The sequence below is a fragment of the Nonomuraea sp. B1E8 genome (genome assembly GCF_039871515.1).
Taxonomy (GTDB): Bacteria; Actinomycetota; Actinomycetes; order Streptosporangiales; family Streptosporangiaceae; genus Nonomuraea.
This window is the reverse complement of record NZ_JBDPLS010000001.1, coordinates 883149-905195: the sequence shown is the minus strand read 5'-3', so window position 1 is coordinate 905195 and position 22047 is coordinate 883149. Positions and strand designations below refer to the sequence as shown.

Genomic DNA, 22047 nt, shown 5'->3' with positions numbered 1-22047 from the left:
CTGCGGGAACACGCGGTACGGGGGAGACCCCACGGGGGATCATCGAGGAATGATCCCCGAGGCGCGGGCCGGCAGGCAGGGATGGCGCACGGCGCTGGCGGCGCTGGCGTTCGCGGCGACGGCCCTCATCATCTACGGTCTCTTCTCCTCAGGGTTCGGCCGTCCCCCGCGGGCCGCCGTGGAGACCCCGCAGCCCGTTCCCGCACCGTCCCCAGCCGACGACCGCCCGCCCGCGACCGCGGCGGGGGACAGGCCGCCCGCGACCGCGGTGGAGGGCCGCACGCCTGCGCCCGCGGCGGAGGACCGGGCCGCGGCGGCGGCGGCCGTTCCTGCCAGGCGTGCCGTGGCGCCCGCGCTCGCGGTGATCTCCGACGACCTCTGGCTCACCTACCTGCCCGCGGGGCTGGCGCGCTCCGGCGGCGGAGCGATCGGGCCGGAGCCGGGCGTCGAGGGCCGCTGGGCCAGGTGGAGCGCGGGCGGCGACGTCGTCGAGGCCCGGGTGGAGCAGGGCTCCGTGGCGGCCGGCTGGGCGCGCTACCGCGAGCGGGTCGCCGTGCTGAACGCCCGCCCCATCACCGTACGGGGGAGGCCCGCCGTGGTGGGCGAGCACCCGGAGGGCGGCCGGATGATCGCCTGGCTGGAACGGGCGGGCACCGGCGCGTGGGTCAGGGTCAGCGACTCTCTTGCCGGTGAACTGGTCACAATTGCGACCTCGGTCAGGGCTCCTGTAGGAGACTAAGAGCCTTTGCCCGGCATATGCACTCACGTCATGGGGGGTTCGTCAATGCGGCGTACGGCAGCCGTGCTCCTCATGTGCGGGCTCATGCCGGGGCTGGCCGCCTGCGACGCCCTCGCCGGCCAGGCGCCGCCGACGGACACCGGCACCGAGACGGGCAGCCGGCCGGCGCTCTCGGCGTCGCCGCACCCCGAACCGGACACCCAGCGCCGGACCGTCGCGCTGGCCTGCGGCTCGACCGAGGTGCACATTCCCGCCTCGCCCGCCGGCCTGGCACGGGCGGGCTCGTTCAACCGCCTCGAATCACTCCGGCGCCGGACCAAGGTCAGGGGTCTGACCTGGCTGCGGGACGACGAGCGCCTGTATGCCGGCGTGGTGTGCGGCGTGCGCACCGCCGAGCAGTTCGTGACGCTGGTGCCCAGGTCGACGCTGAGCGCGTACTGGGGCAGGCCGGCGCTGCACTGGACCACGCGCAACGGCCTGCGCAACTTCATGTGGCTGGAGCGGCCGGGCACCGCCGTCTACATCGGCGCGACACCCGGCCTCGCCGCCGAGATCAGGCCCCTCGCCTCCGAGATCGCGCAGAGCGTGGCCCAGTGAACGGTGGCCTCAGCGGGCCTCGGCCAGCAGCTTGCCCAGCCGGCTGACGCCCTCGACGAGGTCGTCGTCGCCCAGCGCGTAGGACAGCCGGAAATAGCCGGGGGTGCCGAACGCCTCGCCGGGCACCACCGCGACCTCGGCCTCCTCCAGGATCAGCTCGGCCAGCTCGCCGGACGACGCGGGCCTGTGGCCGCGCAACTCCTTGCCGAGCAGCTCCTTTACAGAGGGGTACGCGTAGAACGCCCCCTTTGGTTCCGGGCACAACACGCCCGGGATCTCGTTGAGCATCCGAACCATCGTCTGGCGGCGCCGGTCGAACGCCGCGCGCATCTCCGTCACCGCGGACAGATCTCCCGAAACCGCGGCCAGCGCGGCCATCTGGGCGACGTTGGAGACGTTGGAGGTGGCGTGGGACTGCAGGTTGGTCGCCGCCTTGACCACGTCGGACGGGCCGATCAGCCAGCCCACGCGCCAGCCGGTCATCGCGTACGTCTTGGCCACGCCGTTGAGGATCACGACCCGGTCGCCCAGCTCGGGGACGGCCGTGGCGATGCTGGTGAACTCGGCGCCGCCGTACACGAGGTGCTCATAGATCTCGTCGGTGACGACCCACAGCCCGTGCTCGGCGGCCCAGCGGCCGATCGCCACCGTCTCCTCGCGCGAGTGGACGGCGCCCGTCGGGTTGGACGGCGAGACGAACAGCAGTGCCTTCGTCCGCTCGGTGCGCGCCGCCTCGAGCTGCTCGACGCTCGCGAGGTAGCCGGTGGACTCGTCGGTCACGACGCTGACCTGTGTGCCCCCGGCCAGCTTGATCGCCTCGGGGTAGGTCGTCCAGTAGGGGGCCACGACGAGGACCTCGTCACCGGGGTCGAGCAGCGTCGCGAACGCCTGATAGACGGCCTGCTTGCCGCCGTTGGTGACCAGCACCTGCGACGCCTCGGCCTGGTAGCCGGAGTCGCGCAGCGTCTTGTCGGCGATGGCCTGCTTGAGCTCGGGCAGGCCGCCGGCCGGCGTGTACTTGTGGAAGCGCGGGTCGCGGGCCGCCTCGATCGCCGCCTCGACGATGTAGCCGGGCGTCGGGAAATCGGGCTCGCCCGCACCGAAGCCGATGACGGGGCGTCCGGCCGCCTTCATGGCCTTGGCCTTGGCGTCGACGGCCAGCGTGGCCGACTCGGAGATCGCGGAAATTCTCGCTGAGATGCGGGATCGAGTGGACATGCGTCCATGCTCCCACGGGGCACTTCGCGGGCCACACGCCCGCGTGACCTGGGCCATCAGGATTTGGTTCGACGTGGCAGGCATTCCCCCGTATGCTTTCGCGTGGTCCTTCCGCCGCATGTCGGCGAGCGGTTCGGTCCAGGCAGTGAGTCGATCAGGGTAGTCTGGTCGATGACATAGGGCACTGGCGCAATTGGTAGCGCACCGGTCTCCAAAACCGGCGGTTGGGGGTTCGAGTCCCTCGTGCCCTGCGAGTGCGGTCCGCGCAATAATGGGCGTGTAAGCGCGCCGCAAAACTGCGTTGGATACGACTGATTCAGGTGAGGACTGTGGCGATCGACACGCGCGGCGAGACCGCAGGCAAGCCGGGTGGCGAAAAGAAGACACGCACTTCACCTGCCCTTTTCTATCGGCAGGTCGTCAACGAGCTCCGTAAGGTCATCTGGCCGACACGCAGGGATCTCGTCACCTATACGACGGTCGTTCTGATATTCGTTCTGATCATGGTTGCGATCGTTTACGGGCTCGACAGCGGCCTTGGATGGCTGGTTCTGCGGATCTTCGGCGGAGCCTGATCGAGACCCCGGCCGGTGTCGTCTGACGGAGTCGCCATTCGATACGAGAGCAAACGACAAGACGAAAGAGGAAGAGTCACCGTGTCCGAGTCTTCAGTTCCGGCCGAGGAGCCCCGCGGCGAGTGGGGCGACGAGCTGGAAGAGGCTGCCGAGGAGGCCGCCGAGTCGGTCGTCTCCGAGGCCGAGGTCGCGGAGAGCGACGAGGCGGCCGATGCCGAGGCTTCCGCCGTCGAGGACGATGCTGCTCTTCTTCCTGACGTCGATCCGGTCGAGGAGTTCAAGAGCTCCCTGCGCGGCCTGCCCGGCGAGTGGTACGTCATCCACTCCTACGCCGGCTACGAGAACCGCGTGAAGTCCAACATCGAGAGCCGCAACGTCTCGCTCAACATGGAGGACTACATCTACCAGGTCGAGGTGCCGACGCACACCGTCCAGGAGTTCAAGAGCGGCAAGAAGGTGCCGGTCAAGGAGCGCGTGCTGCCCGGCTACGTGCTGGTGCGCATGGAGCTGACCGACGAGTCCTGGGCCGCCGTCCGTAACACGCCCGGTGTGACCGGTTTCGTGGGCCTGTCCAACAAGCCCAGCCCGCTCAGCCTCGACGAGGTCGCCAAGTTGCTGGCGCCGGAGCCGACCGAGGAGAGCAAGAAGGCCGCGGCCAAGACGACCACGGGCCCGACCGTCGAGTTCGAGATCGGCGAGTCGGTCACGGTCATGGACGGCCCCTTCGCCACGCTGCCCGCCTCGGTGAGCGAGATCAGCCCCGAGTCGCAGAAGCTCAAGGTGCTCGTCTCTATCTTCGGCCGCGAGACTCCCGTCGAGCTCTCGTTCAACCAGGTCTCGAAGATCTAGGACGATCACCTACACTTAGACGTTCGGCTGGCCGCCCTGTCGCGAGGGGTGGCCTTCCGACATGTCAGGGCTGCATCCGCAGTCCGGCAAGCATCGCAATCAGGACCCGGAGAAGGACACATGCCTCCGAAGAAGAAAATCGCCGCACTGGTCAAGGTGCAGCTGCCGGCCGGTCAGGCCACCCCGGCGCCGCCCGTGGGCACCGCCCTCGGCCCCCACGGCGTCAACATCATGGACTTCGTCAAGCAGTACAACGCTGCCACCGAGGCCCAGCGGGGCAACATCATCCCCGTTGAGATCACCATTTTCGAAGACCGCAGCTTCTCCTTCATCACGAAGACGCCGCCGGCGCCCGAGCTGATCAAGAAGGCTCTCGGTCTCGACAAGGGCAGCGCGGTCCCGCACCGTGACAAGGTCGGCAAGCTGAGCCGCGAGCAGCTGCGCAGCATCGCCGAGACCAAGATGCCCGACCTCAACGCCAACGACGTCGAGGCGGCCGAGAAGATCATCGCCGGCACCGCCCGGTCGATGGGCATCACGATCGCCGACTGACACCCTTTCCCGTTCGTGGGAGGGCCCAGCGGGCCCGCAGACCACTCAGGAGTCACAAGACATGAAGCGCAGCAAGGCGTACAAAGACGCGGCCGCCAAGGTCGACAGCGACAAGCTCTACTCGCCCGCCGACGCCGCGAAGCTGGCCAAGGAGACGTCGCCCACCAAGTTCGACGGCACCGTCGAGGTCGCACTGCGGCTGGGCGTCGACCCTCGTAAGGCCGACCAGATCGTGCGCGGCACGGTCAACCTCCCGCACGGCACCGGTAAGACCGCCCGGGTCCTGGTCTTCGCGACCGGTGACCGTGCCGAGGCAGCCCGCGAGGCGGGCGCCGACATCGTCGGCGCCGACGAGCTGATCGACGAGATCTCCAAGGGCAACCGGCTCAACGAGTTCGACGCCGTCGTGGCCACGCCCGACCTGATGGGCAAGGTCGGCCGTCTGGGCCGTGTGCTCGGTCCGCGTGGCCTCATGCCCAACCCCAAGACCGGCACCGTGACGCCCGACGTCGCCAAGGCCGTCACGGAGATCAAGGGCGGCAAGATCGAGTTCCGCACCGACCGGCAGGCCAACCTGCACTTCGTCATCGGCAAGACGTCGTTCGACGAGCGCCAGCTCGTCGAAAACTACGCCGCCGCCCTTGACGAGGTGATGCGTCTCAAGCCGTCGGCGGCCAAGGGCCGCTACCTGAAGAAGGTCACCTTCTCCACGACGATGGGCCCCGGCGTTCCCGTCGACCCCAACGTCACCCGCGGCCTCACCGCCGACCTGGAGGCCTGACCTTCCGCACTCCCTCGAAGAGCCTCGCCCGTGTTCAGGGCGGGGCTCTTTCGTTGTTGCCGCCGTCGCGAACCTTCCCGGAGCTCCGAGGCTCGTGCGCGGGGGAGGTGCACCGTCGGGTTCGGGGCGGCACCCGTCGAGGCGTGGAGTGCCGGGCGGCGGGGCACCACTTGTGGAGGAGATGTGTGGGGACTGTGAGGGTTAACCCTGGGTTTTCCCTTATTTGTCCGGGGAAGGCGCCACGGCGGCGGAACTTAAACGTAAGGTCAAAACATGCTGAAGCGCATAAGTCTCTCCGCGGCCGGCGCCGCGCTCGTCGTGGCAGCGGTCGCCGGTTGTGGATCGAACGCCCAGCCCCTCCAGGTCAACCTGGCCGCCTCGGAGGTCCTCTCGCAGGCCGCGCAGAAGACCGCGGAGGTGACCAGCTACACCGTCGACGCCGTCGTCAACGTGACGCATCCCCAGGAGGGGACCGGCAAGGCACAGGGCCGCATGCTCTACCAGAGCAAGCCCCAGCTCGCCGTCGACCTCACCCTGGACACCGCCGACATGGGAGGCAGGAGCCTGCCGGGCGGCGCGCGCGCCGTGCTCCAGGGCGACACCGTCTACATCAAGGTCGAGGCGCTCAACGACCTCGTGGGCGCCACCAAGCCGTGGATCAAGGTCCCGCTCAGCGGGATGGGCGACTCCAACCAGGTCAACCAGGTGCTCACCCAGATCCAGCAGTTCGACCTGGGCAACATGACCAAGCTCATCACGGCCTCGCAGGACGTGAAGTCGGTCGGCAACGAGAGCGTCAACGGCGAGGACACCACCCACTACAGCGGCACCTTCCCGGTCGACGCGGCCGTCCAGCAACTTCCCGCCGACAAGCAGGAGCACGCCAGGAAGGGGCTGGCGGAACTGAAGGACGTCAAGTTCGACATCTGGGTGGCCGCCGACGGCCTGCCGCGCAAGCTGACCCTGAACGGCTCGAAGGAGGGCGGCACGCTCGACGCCACCCTGTTCTTCAAGGGGTTCAACGAGCCGGTCGCCATCGAGGCGCCGCCCGCGGACCAGGTGGGTGAGCTGCCCAAGGGCAAGACCAGCTGAGAACGATTTGGAAACTCGGCGGCCAGCACGTAGTCTGGTCGTTGCCGAAGACCGCCGGTCGTCGTCAGGTGCCTCAAAGCCTGGCGACCGAAGGATCCACATCATGTGGACGGCCCGCGCAGGTGTGATGCGAGTTTCCCACATGGTGTGATCCGTGTGCGTGAGCCCCGTGCGCCCTGCGCTCGGGGCTGTTCTCATGTCGAAGGGCCTTCGCCGGTGGCACATCTGGAAGGAGGCCCATGGCGAGGGCGGATAAGGCGACAGCGGTTGCCGAGCTCAAGAACGAGTTCGAGGGCAGCGCTGCCGCCGTTCTGACCGAGTACCGCGGTCTCACCGTCGCCCAGCTCAAGGAGCTGCGCACCTCTCTCGGTGAGAATGCGAAGTTCGCCGTGGCGAAGAACACCCTGACCAAGATCGCGGCCAACGAGGCCGGTCTCGCGGGCCTCGACAGCCTGCTCGCCGGCCCGACCGCGATCGCCTTCGTCAACGGCGACGTTGTCGAGGCGGCCAAGGGTCTGCGTGACTTCGCCAAGGCCAATCCCCTTCTGGTGATCAAGGGCGGCGTCCTTGACGGCAAGACGCTTGACGCCACCGAGATCACCAAGCTTGCCGACCTCGAGTCCCGCGAGGTCCTCCTCGCGAAGCTGGCCGGCGCCATGAAGGCGAAGCAGAGCGCTGCTGCCGCGATGTTCGCCGCGCTGCCGACCAACATGGCCCAGCTGGCCGACGCCCTGCGCGCGAAGCGCGAAGAGGCCGGCGAGTAACACGGGGGTTGCCGCAACTCCGCGGTCCCGTTCCTAGTTCTCAGCACGTCCTAACGTAAGGAAACCATCATGGCGAAGCTCAGCACCGACGAGCTGCTCGACGCGTTCAAGGAGATGACCCTCCTCGAGCTGTCCGAGTTCGTGAAGCAGTTCGAAGAGGTCTTCGACGTCAAGGCCGCCGCGCCCGTCGCGGTCGCCACCGCCCCCGCCGGCGGTGGCGCCGGCGCCGAGGCCCCCGCTGTCGAGGAGCAGGACGAGTTCGACGTCGTCCTCGAGGCCGCCGGTGACAAGAAGATCCAGGTCATCAAGGAGATCCGCGCCCTCACGTCCCTGGGCCTCAAGGAGGCTAAGGACCTGGTCGACGGCGCTCCCAAGCCCGTGTTCGACGGCAAGGTCAACAAGGAGCAGGCGGAGAAGGCCAAGGCTGCCCTCGAGGGCGCCGGCGCCACCGTCACCGTGAAGTAACTTCCCCCTTCACGCTCGCTCTTCGGAAAGAGGCGGCTGCACCCTGGTGCCGGGTGCGTCCGCCTCTTTTCGCGTTTCCGGGGGTGCCCCCGCCGACCGGACCCGCGCAACCAGCTGCTCGAGCTCGACGAACTGCGCGGGGTGCCGCCGGAGGAGATCGCCCGGCTGCTCCGTCCCAGCCTGCGCACGCTTACTGGACCAGACGTCTCATAACCGGCCCGTAACAAGTTGCCGGATCGGGTTCACATCGAGCGGATCGCCGTTACCGTGGGGCCACATCCCCCGGAATGCCGAGGTGGCCAGTGGGCGTCGAAGTCGTGGTCGACGGGTTGACCAAGTCGTTCGGTCGGCAGGTCATCTGGGAGGACGTCTCCCTCACCCTCCCGCCCGGCGAGATCTCCGTGCTGCTCGGCCCCTCGGGCACCGGCAAGTCGGTCTTCCTCAAGTCCCTCGTCGGCCTGCTCAGGCCCGACCGCGGCCACATCTGGATCGACGGCTACGACCTGGCCCGTTGCGACGAGGGCAGGCTCTACGAGCTGCGCAGGCTGTTCGGCGTGCTGTTCCAGGACGGCGCCCTGTTCGGCTCGCTCAGCCTCTACGACAACATCGCCTTCCCGCTGCGCGAGCACACGAGGAAGTCCGAGAGCCAGATCCGCGCGGTCGTGATGGAGAAGATGGAGCTCGTCGGCTTGCTCGGCGCCGAGTCGAAGCTGCCGGGGGAGATCTCCGGCGGCATGCGCAAGCGGGCGGGGCTGGCCAGGGCGCTGGTGCTGGACCCTGAGATCATCCTGTTCGACGAACCCGACTCCGGCCTCGACCCCGTGCGCACCGCCTACCTCAACCAGCTCATCGTCGACCTCAACGCCGAGATCGAGGCGACGTTCCTGATCGTCACCCACGACATCAACACCGCCCGCACGGTCCCCGACAACATCGGCCTGCTCTTCAGGCGCGAGCTGGTCATGTTCGGCCCGCGCGAGATGTTGTTGTCGAGCGACGAGCCGGTGGTGCGCCAGTTCCTCAACGCCAGGAAGCACGGGCCGATCGGCATGTCCGAGGAGAAGGACGTCTCGGAGCTGGAGGCCGAGGCGCTGCTGGGGCACGACCCCGGTGCGCTGCCCCCGATCCCGCCGCAGCTCATGCCGAGCGACAACTCGATCCGCCACAGCCAGCGGCCGCCCGGCACGTGGCTGGCGGCCAACGGCGTGATTCCGCCGCAGGGCTCGTTCGTGGACGAGCGCGGCCGCAACTGGCTGGAGGAGTATCCGCGCCTGGTCAACTCCCACCTCCACGGCGCCAGATAGCGCACAGGCGGCCAGGTCGCCACTCGACAGGCGTCGTGCGTCGCCGATGCCTCAGCGGGGCTCTCAGGCCCGCTCAGGGGCATTCAGGGGTTTTCGGCTGACTCGTTATGAGCTGGTGAAATGCCGCCTCGGTTGGTTGAGGGTTCCACGCGTAAGCGCCAGGTTATGATCCCGGCGACCGGCCGTGGAAGGGGTGAGCGCGTCGTGGCAGGGCTCGCGGTTCGGCCCGCTCGCATCCTCATCGCGGCACTCGGCGGGGTGCTGGTGGCGCTCGTGGGCACGGGCGTGTGGCTCGCCGCGCAGACGCGCGACGAGCAGGCCAGGGCGGACGACAAGCAGGCCGCGCTCCAGGCGGCGAGCACCCACGCGATCAACCTGATCTCGCTCGGCCACCGCACCGTCGACGACGACATGAAACGTATCCTCGACACCTCCACCGGACCGGCCAGGGCCGAATACGAGGCCGACGCCGGCAAGCTCCGGTCGACCACCATCGCGAACAAGGTCGTCCAGCACGGCGTCCTGCGCGCGGCCGGGCTGGTTTCGCTGACGGGGGCCGTCGCGAAGGTGCTGGTCGTGGCCGACGTGGAGATCCGCTGGGACGGCTCGGACAACCCGCCGCAGGAGCGTTACTACCGGTGGTCGATGGACGTCACCAGGACCGGCGGCGCCTGGCTGGTGTCGAAGGTGGTGCAGGTCACGTGAGGATCTTCACGATCGCGTTGCTCGGCCTCCTCGTGGCCGTGGCGGGGGTGCTGGTCCCGGTGATGTGGTTCGATCTGCGCGACCTGCGCGCCGCCGACGAGGCCGCGGCGGAGGCGCTGACCGCCGCCAAGAGGGTGGCGCCCGACCTGCTCTCGTACGACTACCGGACGGTGGAGAAGGATCTGGCGCGTGCGAAGGAGCACACCACGGGGGAACTGACCACCTACTACGGGCAGCTGGCGACGAGCCTGGCGTCCAGGGCGAAGGCCCAGCAGATCATCCAGACCGTGTCCGTGGCCGGGGCCGGCGTCGAGCGGGCAGAACCCGACCGGGTGGAGGTTCTGCTCATCGTGAACACGGGTACGGTCAAGGAGGTTTCCGGCAAGGACGGGCCCCAGCAAGGGTTCACTCAGAACCGGGCAAGGTTGGTGATGGTTCGGCAAGAGTCCCGATGGCTGGTGGCCGACCTGTCGACCCTGCTCGGGACCGCCTGACCCTCCGGCGCGCCGCTTCCTCCAATTGTTATCAAAAAACAGGTTTAGTGCGGTCAATGCCAGGGGTACCTCAGTCACAGCTACACCGGTTGCCGGCATGGGTTCGGCCCTCGGTGTGACAGAGCGTTAACCGCCCCCGTTCGCGGGTATCGTCTTGGGCCTGGCGGTAGGCGATCGGTCACACAGGGGAGAAAACCCAGCGTCCGGGCCCCTAGTCGGCTAAAAGTCGCGCTTGTGGGCTTGACGGATCCGCCTGAACGGGCGATGCTGCGACCAACGTGGAGCATGCAGCGAGAGTGAAGTGGACAGGCGTGTGCCGTTCGGCTACACTGCCCCTTTGCGCTGCCCTTTGACGACCCGCGATGCTTGCTCACGTTGCGAGGTTGTCTGGCGTGCGTGTAGTCAGTCCGCCGCGAGCCCTCGGAAGGACATCTGTTGGCAGCCTCGCGCAACGCCTCCGCCGTACCCGCCGGTCCCCGTCGCGTGTCATTTTCGCGCATCCAGGAGCCTCTGGAAGTTCCTGACCTTCTCGCTCTGCAGACCGAGTCGTTCGACTGGCTGCTCGGCAACGAGAAGTGGAAGGCCCGGGTAGAGGCGGCTCGCCAGGCCGGGCGCAGGGACGTCCCGACCCAGTCGGGTCTCGAAGAGATCTTCGAAGAGATCAGTCCGATCGAGGACTTCTCGGGGACCATGTCCTTGTCGTTCCGCGACCACCGGTTCGAGCCGCCGAAGTACTCCGTAGACGAGTGCAAAGACAAGGACATGACCTTCTCCGCCCCGATGTTCGTGACGGCGGAGTTCATCAATAACACCACCGGTGAGATCAAGAGCCAGACGGTGTTCATGGGCGACTTCCCGCTCATGACGCCGAAGGGCACGTTCATCATCAACGGCACCGAGCGTGTCGTGGTCTCGCAGCTGGTCCGTTCGCCTGGCGTCTATTTCGAGCGCACTGTCGACAAGACGTCCGACAAGGATCTGTACGGCTGCAAGGTCATCCCGTCCCGGGGTGCCTGGCTGGAGTTCGAGATCGACAAGCGCGACAGCGTCGGTGTGCGCATCGACCGCAAGCGCAAGCAGGCCGTCACCGTGCTTCTCAAGGCACTGGGGTGGACCAACGAGAAGATCCTCGAGCGTTTCGGCCAGTACGAGTCGATGCGGGCCACCCTGGAGAAGGACCACACGGCCGGCCAGGATGACGCGCTGCTCGACATCTACCGCAAGCTGCGGCCGGGTGAGCCGCCGACCAAGGAGTCGGCGCAGACCCTGCTGGAGAACCTCTACTTCAACCCCAAGCGGTACGACCTGGCCAAGGTGGGCCGCTACAAGATCAACAAGAAGCTCGGGGTCGACGCCGAGATCACCCAGGGCACTCTGACCGAGGACGACATCGTCGCCACGATCGAGTACATCGTCCGCCTCCACGCGGGCGAGGAGTCGATGCCGGGCGCCAACGGAGAGGTCATCGTCGAGATCGACGACATCGACCACTTCGGCAACCGCCGCCTGCGCAGCGTCGGCGAGCTCATCCAGAACCAGGTCCGCCTGGGTCTGGCCCGCATGGAGCGTGTCGTGCGCGAGCGGATGACCACGCAGGACGTCGAGGCGATCACGCCGCAGACCCTGATCAACATCCGCCCGGTGGTCGCCTCCATCAAGGAGTTCTTCGGCACCTCGCAGCTGTCGCAGTTCATGGACCAGACCAACCCGCTGGCCGGGCTGACGCACAAGCGGCGCCTGTCCGCGCTGGGCCCCGGTGGTCTGTCGCGTGAGCGGGCCGGCTTCGAGGTCCGTGACGTGCACCCGTCCCACTACGGCCGGATGTGCCCGATCGAGACCCCTGAAGGCCCCAACATCGGCCTGATCGGGTCGCTGGCTTCCTACGGCCGCATCAACGCCTTCGGCTTCGTCGAGACGCCCTACCGCAAGGTGGTCGACGGCAAGGTCACCGACCAGATCGACTATCTCACCGCCGACGAGGAAGACCGTTTCGTCAAGGCGCAGGCCAACACGGTGCTCAACCCCGACGGGTCGTTCGCCGACTCCCGGGTCCTCGTGCGCACCAAGGGCGGCGAGACCGAGCTCGCCCGTGCCGAGGAGGTCGACTACATCGACGTGTCGCCGCGCCAGATGGTGTCGGTGGCCACGGCGATGATCCCCTTCCTCGAGCACGACGACGCCAACCGCGCGCTCATGGGTTCCAACATGCAGCGCCAGTCGGTGCCGCTGCTCAAGAGCGAGGCGCCGCTGGTCGGCACCGGCATGGAATACCGCGCCGCGACCGACGCCGGCGACGTCATCAGCGCCGAGAAGGCCGGCGTGGTCGAGGAGGTCTCGGCCGACTACGTCACCGTCATGAACGACGACGGCACCCGCACCACCTACCGCGTCGCCAAGTTCAAGCGCTCCAACCAGGGCACCTCGTTCAACCAGAAGCCCATCGTCGCCGAGGGCGACCGGGTCGAGGTCAACCAGGTGATCGCCGACGGGCCGTGCACCGACCAGGGTGAGATGGCGCTCGGGAAGAACCTGCTGGTGGCGTTCATGCCGTGGGAGGGCCACAACTACGAAGACGCGATCATCCTGTCCCAGCGGCTGGTGCAGGACGACGTGCTGTCCTCGATCCACATCGAGGAGCACGAGGTCGACGCCCGTGACACCAAGCTGGGTCCGGAAGAGATCACCCGCGACATTCCCAACGTCTCCGAGGAGGTCCTGGCCGACCTCGACGAGCGCGGCATCATCCGCATCGGCGCCGAGGTCGTGCCCGGCGACATCCTGGTCGGCAAGGTCACCCCGAAGGGCGAGACCGAGCTGACGCCCGAGGAGCGGCTGCTGCGCGCGATCTTCGGTGAGAAGGCGCGTGAGGTGCGGGACACCTCGCTGAAGGTGCCGCACGGTGAGCAGGGCAAGGTCATCGGCGTGCGGGTGTTCAGCCGTGAGGAGGGCGACGAGCTGCCGCCGGGGGTCAACGAGCTGGTCCGCGTCTACGTGGCCCAGAAGCGTAAGATCACCGACGGTGACAAGCTGGCCGGCCGGCACGGCAACAAGGGCGTCATCTCCAAGATCCTGCCGGTCGAGGACATGCCGTTCCTGGAGGACGGCACCCCGGTCGACATCATCCTCAACCCGCTGGGCGTGCCCGGCCGGATGAACGTCGGCCAGGTGCTGGAGACCCACCTGGGGTGGATCGCCGCCAGGGGCTGGGACATCTCCGGGGTGCAGGAGGCCTGGGCCGGGCGGCTGCGCGAGAAGGGCTTCGACAAGGTCGCCCCGCGCACCAACATGGCCACGCCGGTCTTCGACGGCGCCCACGAAGAGGAGATCGTCGGTCTGCTGCAGAACACCGTCGCCAACCGCGACGGCGACCGGATGGTGCAGCCGAGCGGCAAGGCCCAGCTGTTCGACGGCCGTAGCGGCGAGCCGTTCCCCTACCCGATCTCGGTGGGCTACATCTACATTCTCAAGCTGCTCCACCTGGTCGACGACAAGATCCACGCGCGGTCGACCGGTCCTTACTCCATGATCACTCAGCAGCCGCTCGGCGGTAAGGCCCAGTTCGGTGGCCAGCGCTTCGGTGAGATGGAGGTGTGGGCGCTGGAGGCCTACGGCGCCGCCTACGCCCTGCAGGAGCTGCTGACCATCAAGTCCGACGACGTTCTCGGCCGGGTGAAGGTCTACGAGGCCATCGTCAAGGGCGAGAACATCCCCGAGCCGGGCATCCCCGAGTCCTTCAAGGTCCTCATCAAGGAGATGCAGTCGCTGTGCCTGAACGTCGAGGTGCTTTCCAGCGACGGCATGTCCATCGAGATGCGTGACACCGACGAGGACGTCTTCCGCGCCGCGGAGGAGCTCGGAATCGACCTGTCCCGGCGTGAGCCGAGCAGCGTGGAAGAAGTCTGAGGGGGAGATCGCACAAATGCTAGACGTCAACTTCTTCGACGAGCTTCGGATCGGGCTGGCGACGGCCGACGACATCCGTCAGTGGTCGCACGGCGAGGTCAAGAAGCCGGAGACCATCAACTACCGCACGCTCAAGCCGGAAAAGGACGGACTCTTCTGCGAGAAGATCTTCGGCCCGACCCGCGACTGGGAGTGCTACTGCGGCAAGTACAAGCGCGTCCGGTTCAAGGGCATCATCTGTGAGCGCTGCGGCGTCGAGGTGACCCGTGCCAAGGTGCGTCGTGAGCGGATGGGCCACATCGAGCTGGCCGCGCCGGTCACGCACATCTGGTACTTCAAGGGCGTTCCGTCGCGCCTCGGCTACCTGCTCGACCTGGCCCCGAAGGACCTGGAGAAGGTCATCTACTTCGCGGCCTACATGATCACGCATGTCGACACCGAGATGCGCGAGCGTGACCTGCCCTCGCTGGAGGCGAAGATCTCCGTCGAGCGGCAGCACATCGAGCAGCGCCGCGACGCCGACGTCGAGACCAGGCAGAAGAAGCTCGAGAGCGACCTGGCCGAGCTCGAGGCCGCCGGCGCCAAGGGCGACCAGCGCCGTAAGGTCCGTGAGGGCGCCGAGCGCGAGATGCGTCAGCTGCGCGACCGCGCCCAGCGCGAGATCGACCGGCTCGACGAGGTCTGGAGCCGCTTCAAGAACCTCAAGGTCCAGGACCTCGAGGGCGACGAGCTGCTCTACCGCGAGATGCGCGACCGCTTCGGCCGCTACTTCAAGGGCGGTATGGGCGCGCAGGCGATCCAGGAGCGCCTGGTCAGCTTCGACCTCGACGCCGAGGCCGAAAACCTGCGCGAGACCATCCGCAGCGGCAAGGGCCAGAAGAAGGCCCGCGCGCTCAAGCGGCTCAAGGTCGTGTCGGCGTTCCTCAACACGACCAACTCGCCGCGCGGCATGGTGCTCGACTGCATCCCGGTCATCCCGCCGGACCTGCGCCCGATGGTGCAGCTCGACGGTGGCCGGTTCGCGACCTCCGACCTCAACGACCTCTACCGCCGGGTCATCAACCGCAACAACCGGCTCAAGCGTCTGCTCGACCTCGGCGCGCCCGAGATCATCGTGAACAACGAGAAGCGGATGCTGCAGGAGGCCGTCGACGCGCTGTTCGACAACGGCCGTCGCGGTCGCCCGGTCACCGGGCCCGGCAACCGTCCGCTGAAGTCCCTGAGCGACATGCTCAAGGGCAAGCAGGGTCGTTTCCGCCAGAACCTGCTGGGCAAGCGCGTCGACTACTCCGGCCGTTCGGTCATCGTCGTCGGCCCGCAGCTCAAGCTGCACCAGTGCGGCCTGCCCAAGCAGATGGCGCTGGAGCTGTTCAAGCCGTTCGTGATGAAGCGGCTGGTCGACCTCAACCACGCCCAGAACATCAAGTCGGCTAAGCGGATGGTCGAGCGGGCACGTCCCGTGGTGTGGGACGTCCTCGAAGAGGTCATCACCGAGCACCCGGTGCTGCTCAACCGCGCGCCGACGCTCCACCGCCTGGGCATCCAGGCGTTCGAGCCGCAGCTGGTCGAGGGCAAGGCCATCCAGATCCACCCGCTCGTCTGCACCGCGTTCAACGCGGACTTCGACGGCGACCAGATGGCCGTGCACCTGCCGCTGTCGGCTGAGGCCCAGGCCGAGGCACGCATCCTGATGCTCTCGACCAACAACATCCTCAAGCCGGCCGACGGCAAGCCCGTGACGATGCCCACCCAGGACATGGTCATCGGCCTCTACTGGCTGACCACCCAGAAGGACGGCGCGCTGGGCGAGGGCCGCGTCTTCGGCTCGATCGCCGAGGCGCAGATGGCCTTCGACCGCCGCGAGCTGGAGATCCAGGCGAAGATCCAGATCCGGCTGAAGGACGTCCTGCCGCCGCGTGACTGGGTCGCGCCCGAAGGCTGGGAGCAGGGCGACCCGATCCGGCTGGAGACGACGTTCGGGCGGTGCCTGTTCAACCAGACGCTGCCCGACAGCTACCCGTTCGTCGACTTCCAGGTCGGCAAGAAGCAGTTGTCCACGATCGTGAACGAGCTGGCGGAGACCTACCCCAAGATCGAGGTCGCCAACGCGCTCGACGCGCTCAAGGACGCCGGCTTCCGCTGGGCGACCCGCTCCGGCGTCACGATCTCGATCGAGGACGTCGTCGCGCCGCCCAACAAGACCGACATCATGGAGAGCTACGAGCGCCGGGCCGACAAGGTCCAGCGCGAGTACGAGCGCGGTCTGATCACCGACGAGGAGCGCCGTCAGGAGCTCATCGAGATCTGGACGCACGCGACGGCCGACGTCGAGACCGACATGGTCACCGCCTTCCCGGCGACCAACCCGGTCTGGATGATGGTCAACTCCGGCGCCCGCGGTAACAAGATGCAGGTCCGGCAGATCGCCGGCATCCGCGGTCTGGTGTCCAACACCAAGGGTGAGACGATCCCGCGGCCGATCAAGGCCTCGTTCCGCGAGGGCCTGTCGGTGCTGGAATACTTCATCTCCACCCACGGCCAGCGGAAGGGTCTCGCCGACACCGCCCTGCGCACCGCCGACTCGGGCTATCTGACCCGTCGTCTGGTGGACGTCGCCCAGGACGTCATCGTGCGCGAGATCGACTGCGGCACCGACCGCGCCGTCCCGCTGCACGTCGGCGAGCGCGACGCGAGCGGCAACCTGGTCAAGGCCGAGAACGCCGAGTCCAACGTGCACGGCCGCATCCTGGCCGAGGACGTCGAGGTCGACGGCAAGGTCATCGTCCCCGCGGGTGTCGACATCAACGACAACCACGTCGCGGCCCTGGTCGAGGCGGGCGTCGAGACGGTCCGCACCCGCAGCGCGCTCGTCTGCGAGGCCAAGATCGGTGTCTGCGCGACCTGCTACGGCCGCTCGCTGGCCACCGGCAAGCTCGTGGACGTCGGCGAGGCGGTCGGCATCATCGCCGCCCAGTCGATCGGTGAGCCCGGCACGCAGCTGACGATGCGTACGTTCCACACCGGTGGTGTGGCCGGCGCCGACATCACCCACGGTCTGCCCCGTGTCACGGAGCTGTTCGAGGCGCGCATCCCCAAGGGTGTCGCCCCGATCTCCGAGGCCGAGGGCCGGGCTCGCATCGACGAGACCGACAAGACCAGGAAGGTCGTGATCACCCCCGACGACGGCTCGGAGGAGATCGCCTACCCGGTGTCGATGCGCTCGCGCCTGCTCGTGCAGGACGGCCAGCGTGTCACAGTCGGCCAGCAGCTGGTCGCCGGTGCGGTCAACCCCAACGAGGTGCTGCGCATCCTCGGCCCGCGGGCCGTGCAGCTGCACCTGGTGGCGGAGGTCCAGCAGGTCTACCGCTCGCAGGGTGTGTCGATCCACGACAAGCACATCGAGATCATCGTGCGGCAGATGCTCAAGCGCGTGAACGTGCTGGAGTCCGGTGACACCGACCTGCTGCCCGGCGAACTCGTCGAGCGTCCGCGCTTCGAGCAGATGAACCGCGAGACGGTGGCGGAGAGCGGCTCCCCGGCCGCGGGTCGTCCGGTGCTCATGGGCATCACGAAGGCGTCGCTCGCCACCGAGTCGTGGTTGTCGGCGGCCTCCTTCCAGGAGACGACCAGGGTCCTGACGGACGCGGCGATCCACGCCAAGTCCGACTCGCTCCTGGGCCTGAAGGAGAACGTCATCATCGGTAAGCTCATCCCTGCGGGCACCGGCATGCCGCAATACCGCAACATCCGGGTGGAGCCGACCGAAGAGGCCAAGGCGGCCATGTACACCGTCGGCGGTTACGACGGTTCGGCGGCCGACTACACCTTCGGCACCGGCAGCGGCGAGGCCGTGCCGCTGGAGGAATACGACTTCGGCCAGTACAACCGGTGATCTCTTAGTCAACGGCAGCTGAACGCGCCCGGGTTCCCGATCAGGGGACCCGGGCGCTTCGCGTTCGCACCCGGGCGTGTCCGGGGTGATTTCCGGGGTGGTTTCCGGCTCCTTGCGTGGTCCGGGCCTCGGCGTGGATGTGGGGCGCGTCGCGGGGGCGACCCGCGGGGGCGTGCCGGTGCCCGGCCGCCACGGAGACGGCCCACAGGGCGCCGTAGCGGTGCTGTGCCACGTGCGGGGTCAGAGGGCGTCTCCCTGGAGGTCCCCAGCCCTGTACGGCGTCTGGGTGACGTCGGCACCGCCGTACCGGAAGGAAGGGGGGTTGATCGTGATCTCCCGCGGGGACGAACACGCCGGTCCGGGGGACGAGAGGGTCTGCGGGCCTATATCATGGTCGCGGAGCTGTAGATGGGCTGGATGAAATAGGCCCCGGCGATCCGGAGTGGCAAGGCTTGTCCGCCTTGTCGCGCCGTTTTGACGTGTCGCATGGGTCTGGGTAGTCTTGGACATCGTGCCCGTCTCTATGCGGGCTCTCGACCGTGCGCTCAATTGCGAGCGTGGGACGGCTTCCTGGCTCGTAATCCTCGCGGACGTGTCTGTGTGAATAGCGCGACACGCCCGAGCGCGGGGGCACCGGGACAGCGAAAGACAGCAGGTCATGACACCGGCAGAACCTGCACATGCACCACAACTGACGTAACACCGGCCAAGGCACGAAACGGAGTGGCAGTGCCCACTATTCAGCAGTTGGTCCGCAAGGGCCGGCAGGACAAGGTCGCCAAGACCAAGACTCCTGCCCTCAAGGGGAGCCCTCAGCGGCGCGGCGTGTGCCAGCGCGTCTACACCACCACCCCGAAGAAGCCCAACTCGGCACTGCGCAAGGTGGCCCGCGTTCGGCTCACGAACGGCATCGAGGTCACGGCCTACATCCCCGGTGTGGGTCACAACCTGCAGGAGCACTCCATCGTGCTCGTGCGTGGCGGTCGTGTGAAGGACCTGCCCGGTGTTCGCTACAAGATCATCCGCGGTTCGCTCGACACCCAGGGTGTCCGCAACCGCAAGCAGGCCCGTAGCCGCTACGGCGCGAAGAAGGAGAAGAGCTAATGCCTCGTAAGGGTTCTCCTGGCCGTCGTCAGCTCATGGCTGACCCGGTTTACAGCTCGCCGCTGGTGACCGCACTGATCAACAAGGTGCTCCTGGACGGCAAGCGCTCCATCGCGCAGTCCATCGTCTACGGCGCCCTCGAGGGCTGCAGGGAGAAGACGGGCAACGACCCGGTCGTCACCCTGAAGCGCGCGCTCGACAACGTCAAGCCGACCCTCGAGGTTCGCAGCCGTCGCGTCGGTGGCGCGACCTACCAGGTGCCGGTCGAGGTGCGCGCGGCACGCAGCACCACCCTGGCCCTGCGCTGGCTGGTGCAGTACTCCCGCGCCCGCCGCGAGAAGACCATGACCGAGCGCCTCATGAACGAGCTCCTCGACGCCAGCAACGGCCTCGGGGCGAGCGTCAAGAAGCGCGAGGACACGCACAAGATGGCCGAGTCCAACAAGGCCTTCGCTCACTACCGCTGGTAGGCAGCGCGGCGCGCTGGTTGCCGGCCTGGAGCCGTCACCCTGGTGGCGACTCGCCGAAGGACAACCGTAGGCCCTTGCAACTGAGGGGTGTGCGGGGAATTCGTTCCCCGCGGATAAACGACCGTAGGCCCTAGCAGTTGTAAGGGGCGTGCGGGGGGCCCGCCCCCCGCAGGAGAGGACGCGAGAGAAGTGGCCACCACGACCGCTCTTGACCTGGCCAAGGTCCGCAACATCGGGATCATGGCCCATATCGACGCGGGCAAGACCACCACGACTGAGCGCATCCTGTTCTACACCGGCATCAACTACAAGCTCGGTGAAGTCCACGAGGGCGCAGCCACGATGGACTGGATGGAGCAGGAGCAGGAGCGCGGCATCACGATCACGTCTGCCGCGACGACCTGTGAGTGGCTCAGTCACACCATCAACATCATTGACACCCCTGGGCACGTCGACTTCACGATCGAGGTGGAGCGTTCGCTGCGTGTCCTCGACGGCGCCGTCGCCGTGTTCGACGGTGTTGCGGGTGTCGAGCCGCAGTCAGAGACGGTGTGGCGACAGGCGGACCGCTACAACGTCCCGCGCATCTGTTTCGTCAACAAGATGGACCGTGTCGGCGCTGAGTTCCACCGCTGCGTCGACATGATGATCAGTCGTCTGGGCGCCACCCCGGCCGTCATCCAGCTCCCCTGGGGCGTTGAGGCCGACTTCAAGGGCGTCATCGACCTCATCACGATGAAGGCCCTCATCTGGAGCGCCGAGGCGGCCAAGGGCGAGATGTACGACACCGTCGACATCCCGGCCGACCACGCCGAGGCCGCCCGTGAGTGGCGCGACAAGCTGGTCGAGACCGTCGCCGAGAACGACGACGAGCTGATGGAGCTCTTCCTCGAGGGCACCGAGCCCACCGAGGAGCAGCTGGTCGCGGCCCTGCGCCGCGCGACGCTGTCGAGCGCCATCAACCCGGTCCTGTGTGGCACCGCGTTCAAGAACAAGGGCGTGCAGCCCCTGCTCGACGCGATCGTCGCCTACCTCCCCGCCCCGACCGACATCCCGGCCTTCAGGGGCCACGCGGTCGGCAACGAGGAGAAGGTCATCGAGCGGCACGCGGACCCGACCGAGCCGTTCTCAGCCCTGGCCTTCAAGATCGCCAGCGACCCGCACCTGGGCAAGATCACCTACCTCCGCATCTACTCGGGCACGCTCGAGGCCGGTTCACAGGTCGTCAACTCTGTGAAGGGCAAGAAGGAGCGGATCGGCAAGATCTACCAGATGCACGCCAACAAGCGCGAGGAGCGCCCGTCGGCGATCGCCGGCCAGATCGTCGCGGTCATGGGTCTGAAGGACACCACGACCGGCGACACCCTGTCCGACCCGGCGAACCAGGTCGTGCTCGAGTCGATGACGTTCCCGGCTCCGGTCATCAACGTCGCCATCGAGCCCAAGACCAAGGGCGACCAGGAGAAGCTGTCCACCGCCATCCAGCGGCTGGCCGAGGAGGACCCGTCCTTCCAGGTCCGCCGTGACGAGGAGACCGGTCAGACGGTCATCTGGGGCATGGGCGAGCTGCACCTGGAGGTGCTCGTCGACCGCATGCGGCGCGAGTTCAAGGTCGAGGCCAACGTGGGCCGCCCGCAGGTGGCCTACCGCGAGACCATCCGCCGCAAGATCGAGAAGGTCGACTACACCCACAAGAAGCAGACCGGTGGTTCCGGTCAGTTCGCGCGGGTGATCATCAACCTCGAGCCGCTGGGCGAAGGCAACGACGGCTACGAGTTCGAGAACAAGGTCACCGGTGGCCGCGTCCCGAGGGAGTACATCCCGTCGGTCGACGCCGGCGCCCAGGAGGCCGCCGAGTTCGGCGTGCTGGCCGGTTACCCGATGGTCGGCGTGAAGGTTACGCTGACCGACGGCGCCGCCCACGACGTCGACTCCTCGGAAATGGCCTTCAAGATCGCCGGATCGATGGCCTTCAAGGAGGCCGCGCGCAAGGCGGACGCCGTGCTTCTCGAGCCGATGATGGCCGTCGAGGTCACCACGCCCGAGGACTACATGGGTGACGTCATCGGTGACCTCAACGGTCGCCGCGGGCAGATCCAGGCGATGGACGAGCGGGCCGGCGCCCGTGTCGTCGAGGCGCTCGTGCCGCTGTCTGAGATGTTCGGCTACGTGGGTGACCTGCGTAGCAAGACGCAGGGGCGCGCGAGCTACAGCATGCAGTTCGACTCCTACGCGGAGGTGCCCCCGGGCATCGCCAAGGAGATCGTCGCGAAGGCCCGGGGCGAATAACCCAGGTCCCGAGGTGGTTGAGGTGGCGGAGATCGTCGCCCCGCTGCCGAGGGGCCCGGGGCGAGTAGCCCCAGGTCCCGAGGTGGTTGAGGTGGCGGAGATCGTCGCCCCGCCACCGAGGGGCCCGGGGCGAACAGTTCCTGGGCCGGTCCCTCCGGGGGCCGATCCAGGACCTGCGCCCAGGTCCCTGGCAGGGTGGTGAAAGCCACCCCGCCGCCAAGGGGTTCGGGAGTTCCCGGGCCCAAGTGTGCAGA

The 22047-nt window shown here is 67.6% G+C and carries 18 protein-coding genes and 1 tRNA gene; 18 read left to right on the top strand and 1 reads right to left on the bottom strand.

Annotated features, from left to right (window positions below; genetic code table 11):
* Nucleotides 1–49 precede the first annotated feature (49 nt).
* Both ABGA98_RS04195 and ABGA98_RS04190 read left to right on the top strand, forming a co-directional pair.
* Nucleotides 50–739 (top strand): hypothetical protein, encoded by a 690-nt coding sequence (locus tag ABGA98_RS04195; RefSeq protein ID WP_347616806.1) that lies wholly within the window; start codon nt 50–52, stop codon nt 737–739.
* A gap of 30 nt (nt 740–769) precedes the next feature.
* Nucleotides 770–1336 carry a hypothetical protein gene (locus tag ABGA98_RS04190; RefSeq protein WP_347616805.1) on the top strand — a complete coding sequence of 189 codons (567 nt, stop codon included), beginning with the start codon at nt 770–772 and terminating at the stop codon, nt 1334–1336.
* 9 nt (nt 1337–1345) lie between these two features.
* Here the strand turns inward: ABGA98_RS04190 and ABGA98_RS04185 are convergent, their stop codons facing one another.
* Nucleotides 1346–2554 carry a pyridoxal phosphate-dependent aminotransferase gene (locus ABGA98_RS04185; protein WP_347616804.1) on the bottom strand — a complete coding sequence of 403 codons (1209 nt, stop codon included), beginning with the start codon at nt 2552–2554 and terminating at the stop codon, nt 1346–1348.
* A gap of 178 nt (nt 2555–2732) precedes the next feature.
* Between ABGA98_RS04185 and ABGA98_RS04180 the strand changes: the two genes are divergently transcribed.
* The 16 genes from ABGA98_RS04180 to fusA all read left to right on the top strand — a co-directional run bounded on the left by ABGA98_RS04180 (nt 2733) and on the right by fusA (nt 21793).
* A tRNA-Trp gene (locus tag ABGA98_RS04180) sits at nt 2733–2805 on the top strand.
* 78 nt (nt 2806–2883) lie between these two features.
* Nucleotides 2884–3129 (top strand): preprotein translocase subunit SecE, encoded by a 246-nt coding sequence (gene secE / locus ABGA98_RS04175; RefSeq protein WP_347616803.1) that lies wholly within the window; start codon nt 2884–2886, stop codon nt 3127–3129.
* 81 nt (nt 3130–3210) lie between these two features.
* Nucleotides 3211–3978 (top strand): transcription termination/antitermination protein NusG, encoded by a 768-nt coding sequence (gene nusG / locus ABGA98_RS04170; protein ID WP_347616802.1) that lies wholly within the window; start codon nt 3211–3213, stop codon nt 3976–3978.
* 120 nt (nt 3979–4098) lie between these two features.
* On the top strand, nt 4099–4530 hold the full coding sequence (gene rplK, locus ABGA98_RS04165; protein WP_132335276.1) for a 50S ribosomal protein L11: 432 nt from the start codon (nt 4099–4101) through the stop codon (nt 4528–4530).
* 61 nt (nt 4531–4591) lie between these two features.
* Nucleotides 4592–5311 (top strand): 50S ribosomal protein L1, encoded by a 720-nt coding sequence (gene rplA / locus ABGA98_RS04160; RefSeq protein ID WP_347616801.1) that lies wholly within the window; start codon nt 4592–4594, stop codon nt 5309–5311.
* 273 nt (nt 5312–5584) lie between these two features.
* A complete protein-coding gene (locus ABGA98_RS04155) occupies nt 5585–6403 on the top strand; it encodes an LppX_LprAFG lipoprotein (protein WP_347616800.1) in 819 nt (272 codons plus the stop codon).
* A gap of 239 nt (nt 6404–6642) precedes the next feature.
* Nucleotides 6643–7167: a 50S ribosomal protein L10 gene (gene rplJ, locus ABGA98_RS04150; RefSeq protein ID WP_347616799.1), complete on the top strand. Its 525-nt coding sequence runs from the start codon at nt 6643–6645 to the stop codon at nt 7165–7167.
* 69 nt (nt 7168–7236) lie between these two features.
* Nucleotides 7237–7632, top strand: a complete 396-nt coding sequence (gene rplL, locus ABGA98_RS04145; protein ID WP_347616798.1) for a 50S ribosomal protein L7/L12 — start codon at nt 7237–7239, stop codon at nt 7630–7632.
* Between the two features lie 302 nt (nt 7633–7934).
* Entirely contained in the window at nt 7935–8936 is a 1002-nt protein-coding gene (locus ABGA98_RS04140) for an ABC transporter ATP-binding protein (protein WP_347616797.1), read from the top strand.
* A gap of 204 nt (nt 8937–9140) precedes the next feature.
* On the top strand, nt 9141–9641 hold the full coding sequence (locus ABGA98_RS04135; RefSeq protein WP_347616796.1) for a hypothetical protein: 501 nt from the start codon (nt 9141–9143) through the stop codon (nt 9639–9641).
* A complete protein-coding gene (locus tag ABGA98_RS04130) occupies nt 9638–10135 on the top strand; it encodes a hypothetical protein (protein ID WP_347616795.1) in 498 nt (165 codons plus the stop codon). The genes ABGA98_RS04135 and ABGA98_RS04130 overlap by 4 nt, the downstream gene beginning before the upstream one ends.
* A gap of 435 nt (nt 10136–10570) precedes the next feature.
* A complete protein-coding gene (gene rpoB, locus ABGA98_RS04125; RefSeq protein WP_347616794.1) occupies nt 10571–14038 on the top strand; it encodes a DNA-directed RNA polymerase subunit beta in 3468 nt (1155 codons plus the stop codon).
* A 16-nt stretch (nt 14039–14054) separates the two neighbouring features.
* Nucleotides 14055–17930: a DNA-directed RNA polymerase subunit beta' gene (locus tag ABGA98_RS04120; RefSeq protein WP_347616793.1), complete on the top strand. Its 3876-nt coding sequence runs from the start codon at nt 14055–14057 to the stop codon at nt 17928–17930.
* Nucleotides 17931–18659: 729 nt separating this feature from the next.
* On the top strand, nt 18660–19034 hold the full coding sequence (gene rpsL / locus ABGA98_RS04115) for a 30S ribosomal protein S12 (RefSeq protein ID WP_043623420.1): 375 nt from the start codon (nt 18660–18662) through the stop codon (nt 19032–19034).
* Nucleotides 19034–19504, top strand: a complete 471-nt coding sequence (gene rpsG, locus ABGA98_RS04110; RefSeq protein ID WP_020542314.1) for a 30S ribosomal protein S7 — start codon at nt 19034–19036, stop codon at nt 19502–19504. Before rpsL ends, rpsG begins: the two co-directional genes overlap by 1 nt.
* A 189-nt stretch (nt 19505–19693) precedes the next feature.
* Complete coding sequence (gene fusA, locus ABGA98_RS04105; RefSeq protein ID WP_347616792.1) at nt 19694–21793, top strand: elongation factor G; 2100 nt, start codon at nt 19694–19696, stop codon at nt 21791–21793.
* The last annotated feature ends 254 nt before the right edge of the window (nt 21794–22047 follow it).

What these genes read in the sequence shown, in the direction of transcription:
- ABGA98_RS04190 (WP_347616805.1), top strand. Translation starts at nt 770, where the DNA reads ATGGGGGGTTCGTCAATGCGGCGTACGGCAGCCGTGCTCCTCATGTGC.
- ABGA98_RS04185 (WP_347616804.1), bottom strand. Translation starts at nt 2,554, where the DNA reads ATGTCCACTCGATCCCGCATCTCAGCGAGAATTTCCGCGATCTCCGAG.
- rplJ (WP_347616799.1), top strand. Translation starts at nt 6,643, where the DNA reads ATGGCGAGGGCGGATAAGGCGACAGCGGTTGCCGAGCTCAAGAACGAG.
- ABGA98_RS04120 (WP_347616793.1), top strand. Translation starts at nt 14,055, where the DNA reads ATGCTAGACGTCAACTTCTTCGACGAGCTTCGGATCGGGCTGGCGACG.
- ABGA98_RS04195 (WP_347616806.1), top strand. Translation starts at nt 50, where the DNA reads ATGATCCCCGAGGCGCGGGCCGGCAGGCAGGGATGGCGCACGGCGCTG.
- rplL (WP_347616798.1), top strand. Translation starts at nt 7,237, where the DNA reads ATGGCGAAGCTCAGCACCGACGAGCTGCTCGACGCGTTCAAGGAGATG.
- rpsG (WP_020542314.1), top strand. Translation starts at nt 19,034, where the DNA reads ATGCCTCGTAAGGGTTCTCCTGGCCGTCGTCAGCTCATGGCTGACCCG.
- rplA (WP_347616801.1), top strand. Translation starts at nt 4,592, where the DNA reads ATGAAGCGCAGCAAGGCGTACAAAGACGCGGCCGCCAAGGTCGACAGC.
- ABGA98_RS04155 (WP_347616800.1), top strand. Translation starts at nt 5,585, where the DNA reads ATGCTGAAGCGCATAAGTCTCTCCGCGGCCGGCGCCGCGCTCGTCGTG.
- rplK (WP_132335276.1), top strand. Translation starts at nt 4,099, where the DNA reads ATGCCTCCGAAGAAGAAAATCGCCGCACTGGTCAAGGTGCAGCTGCCG.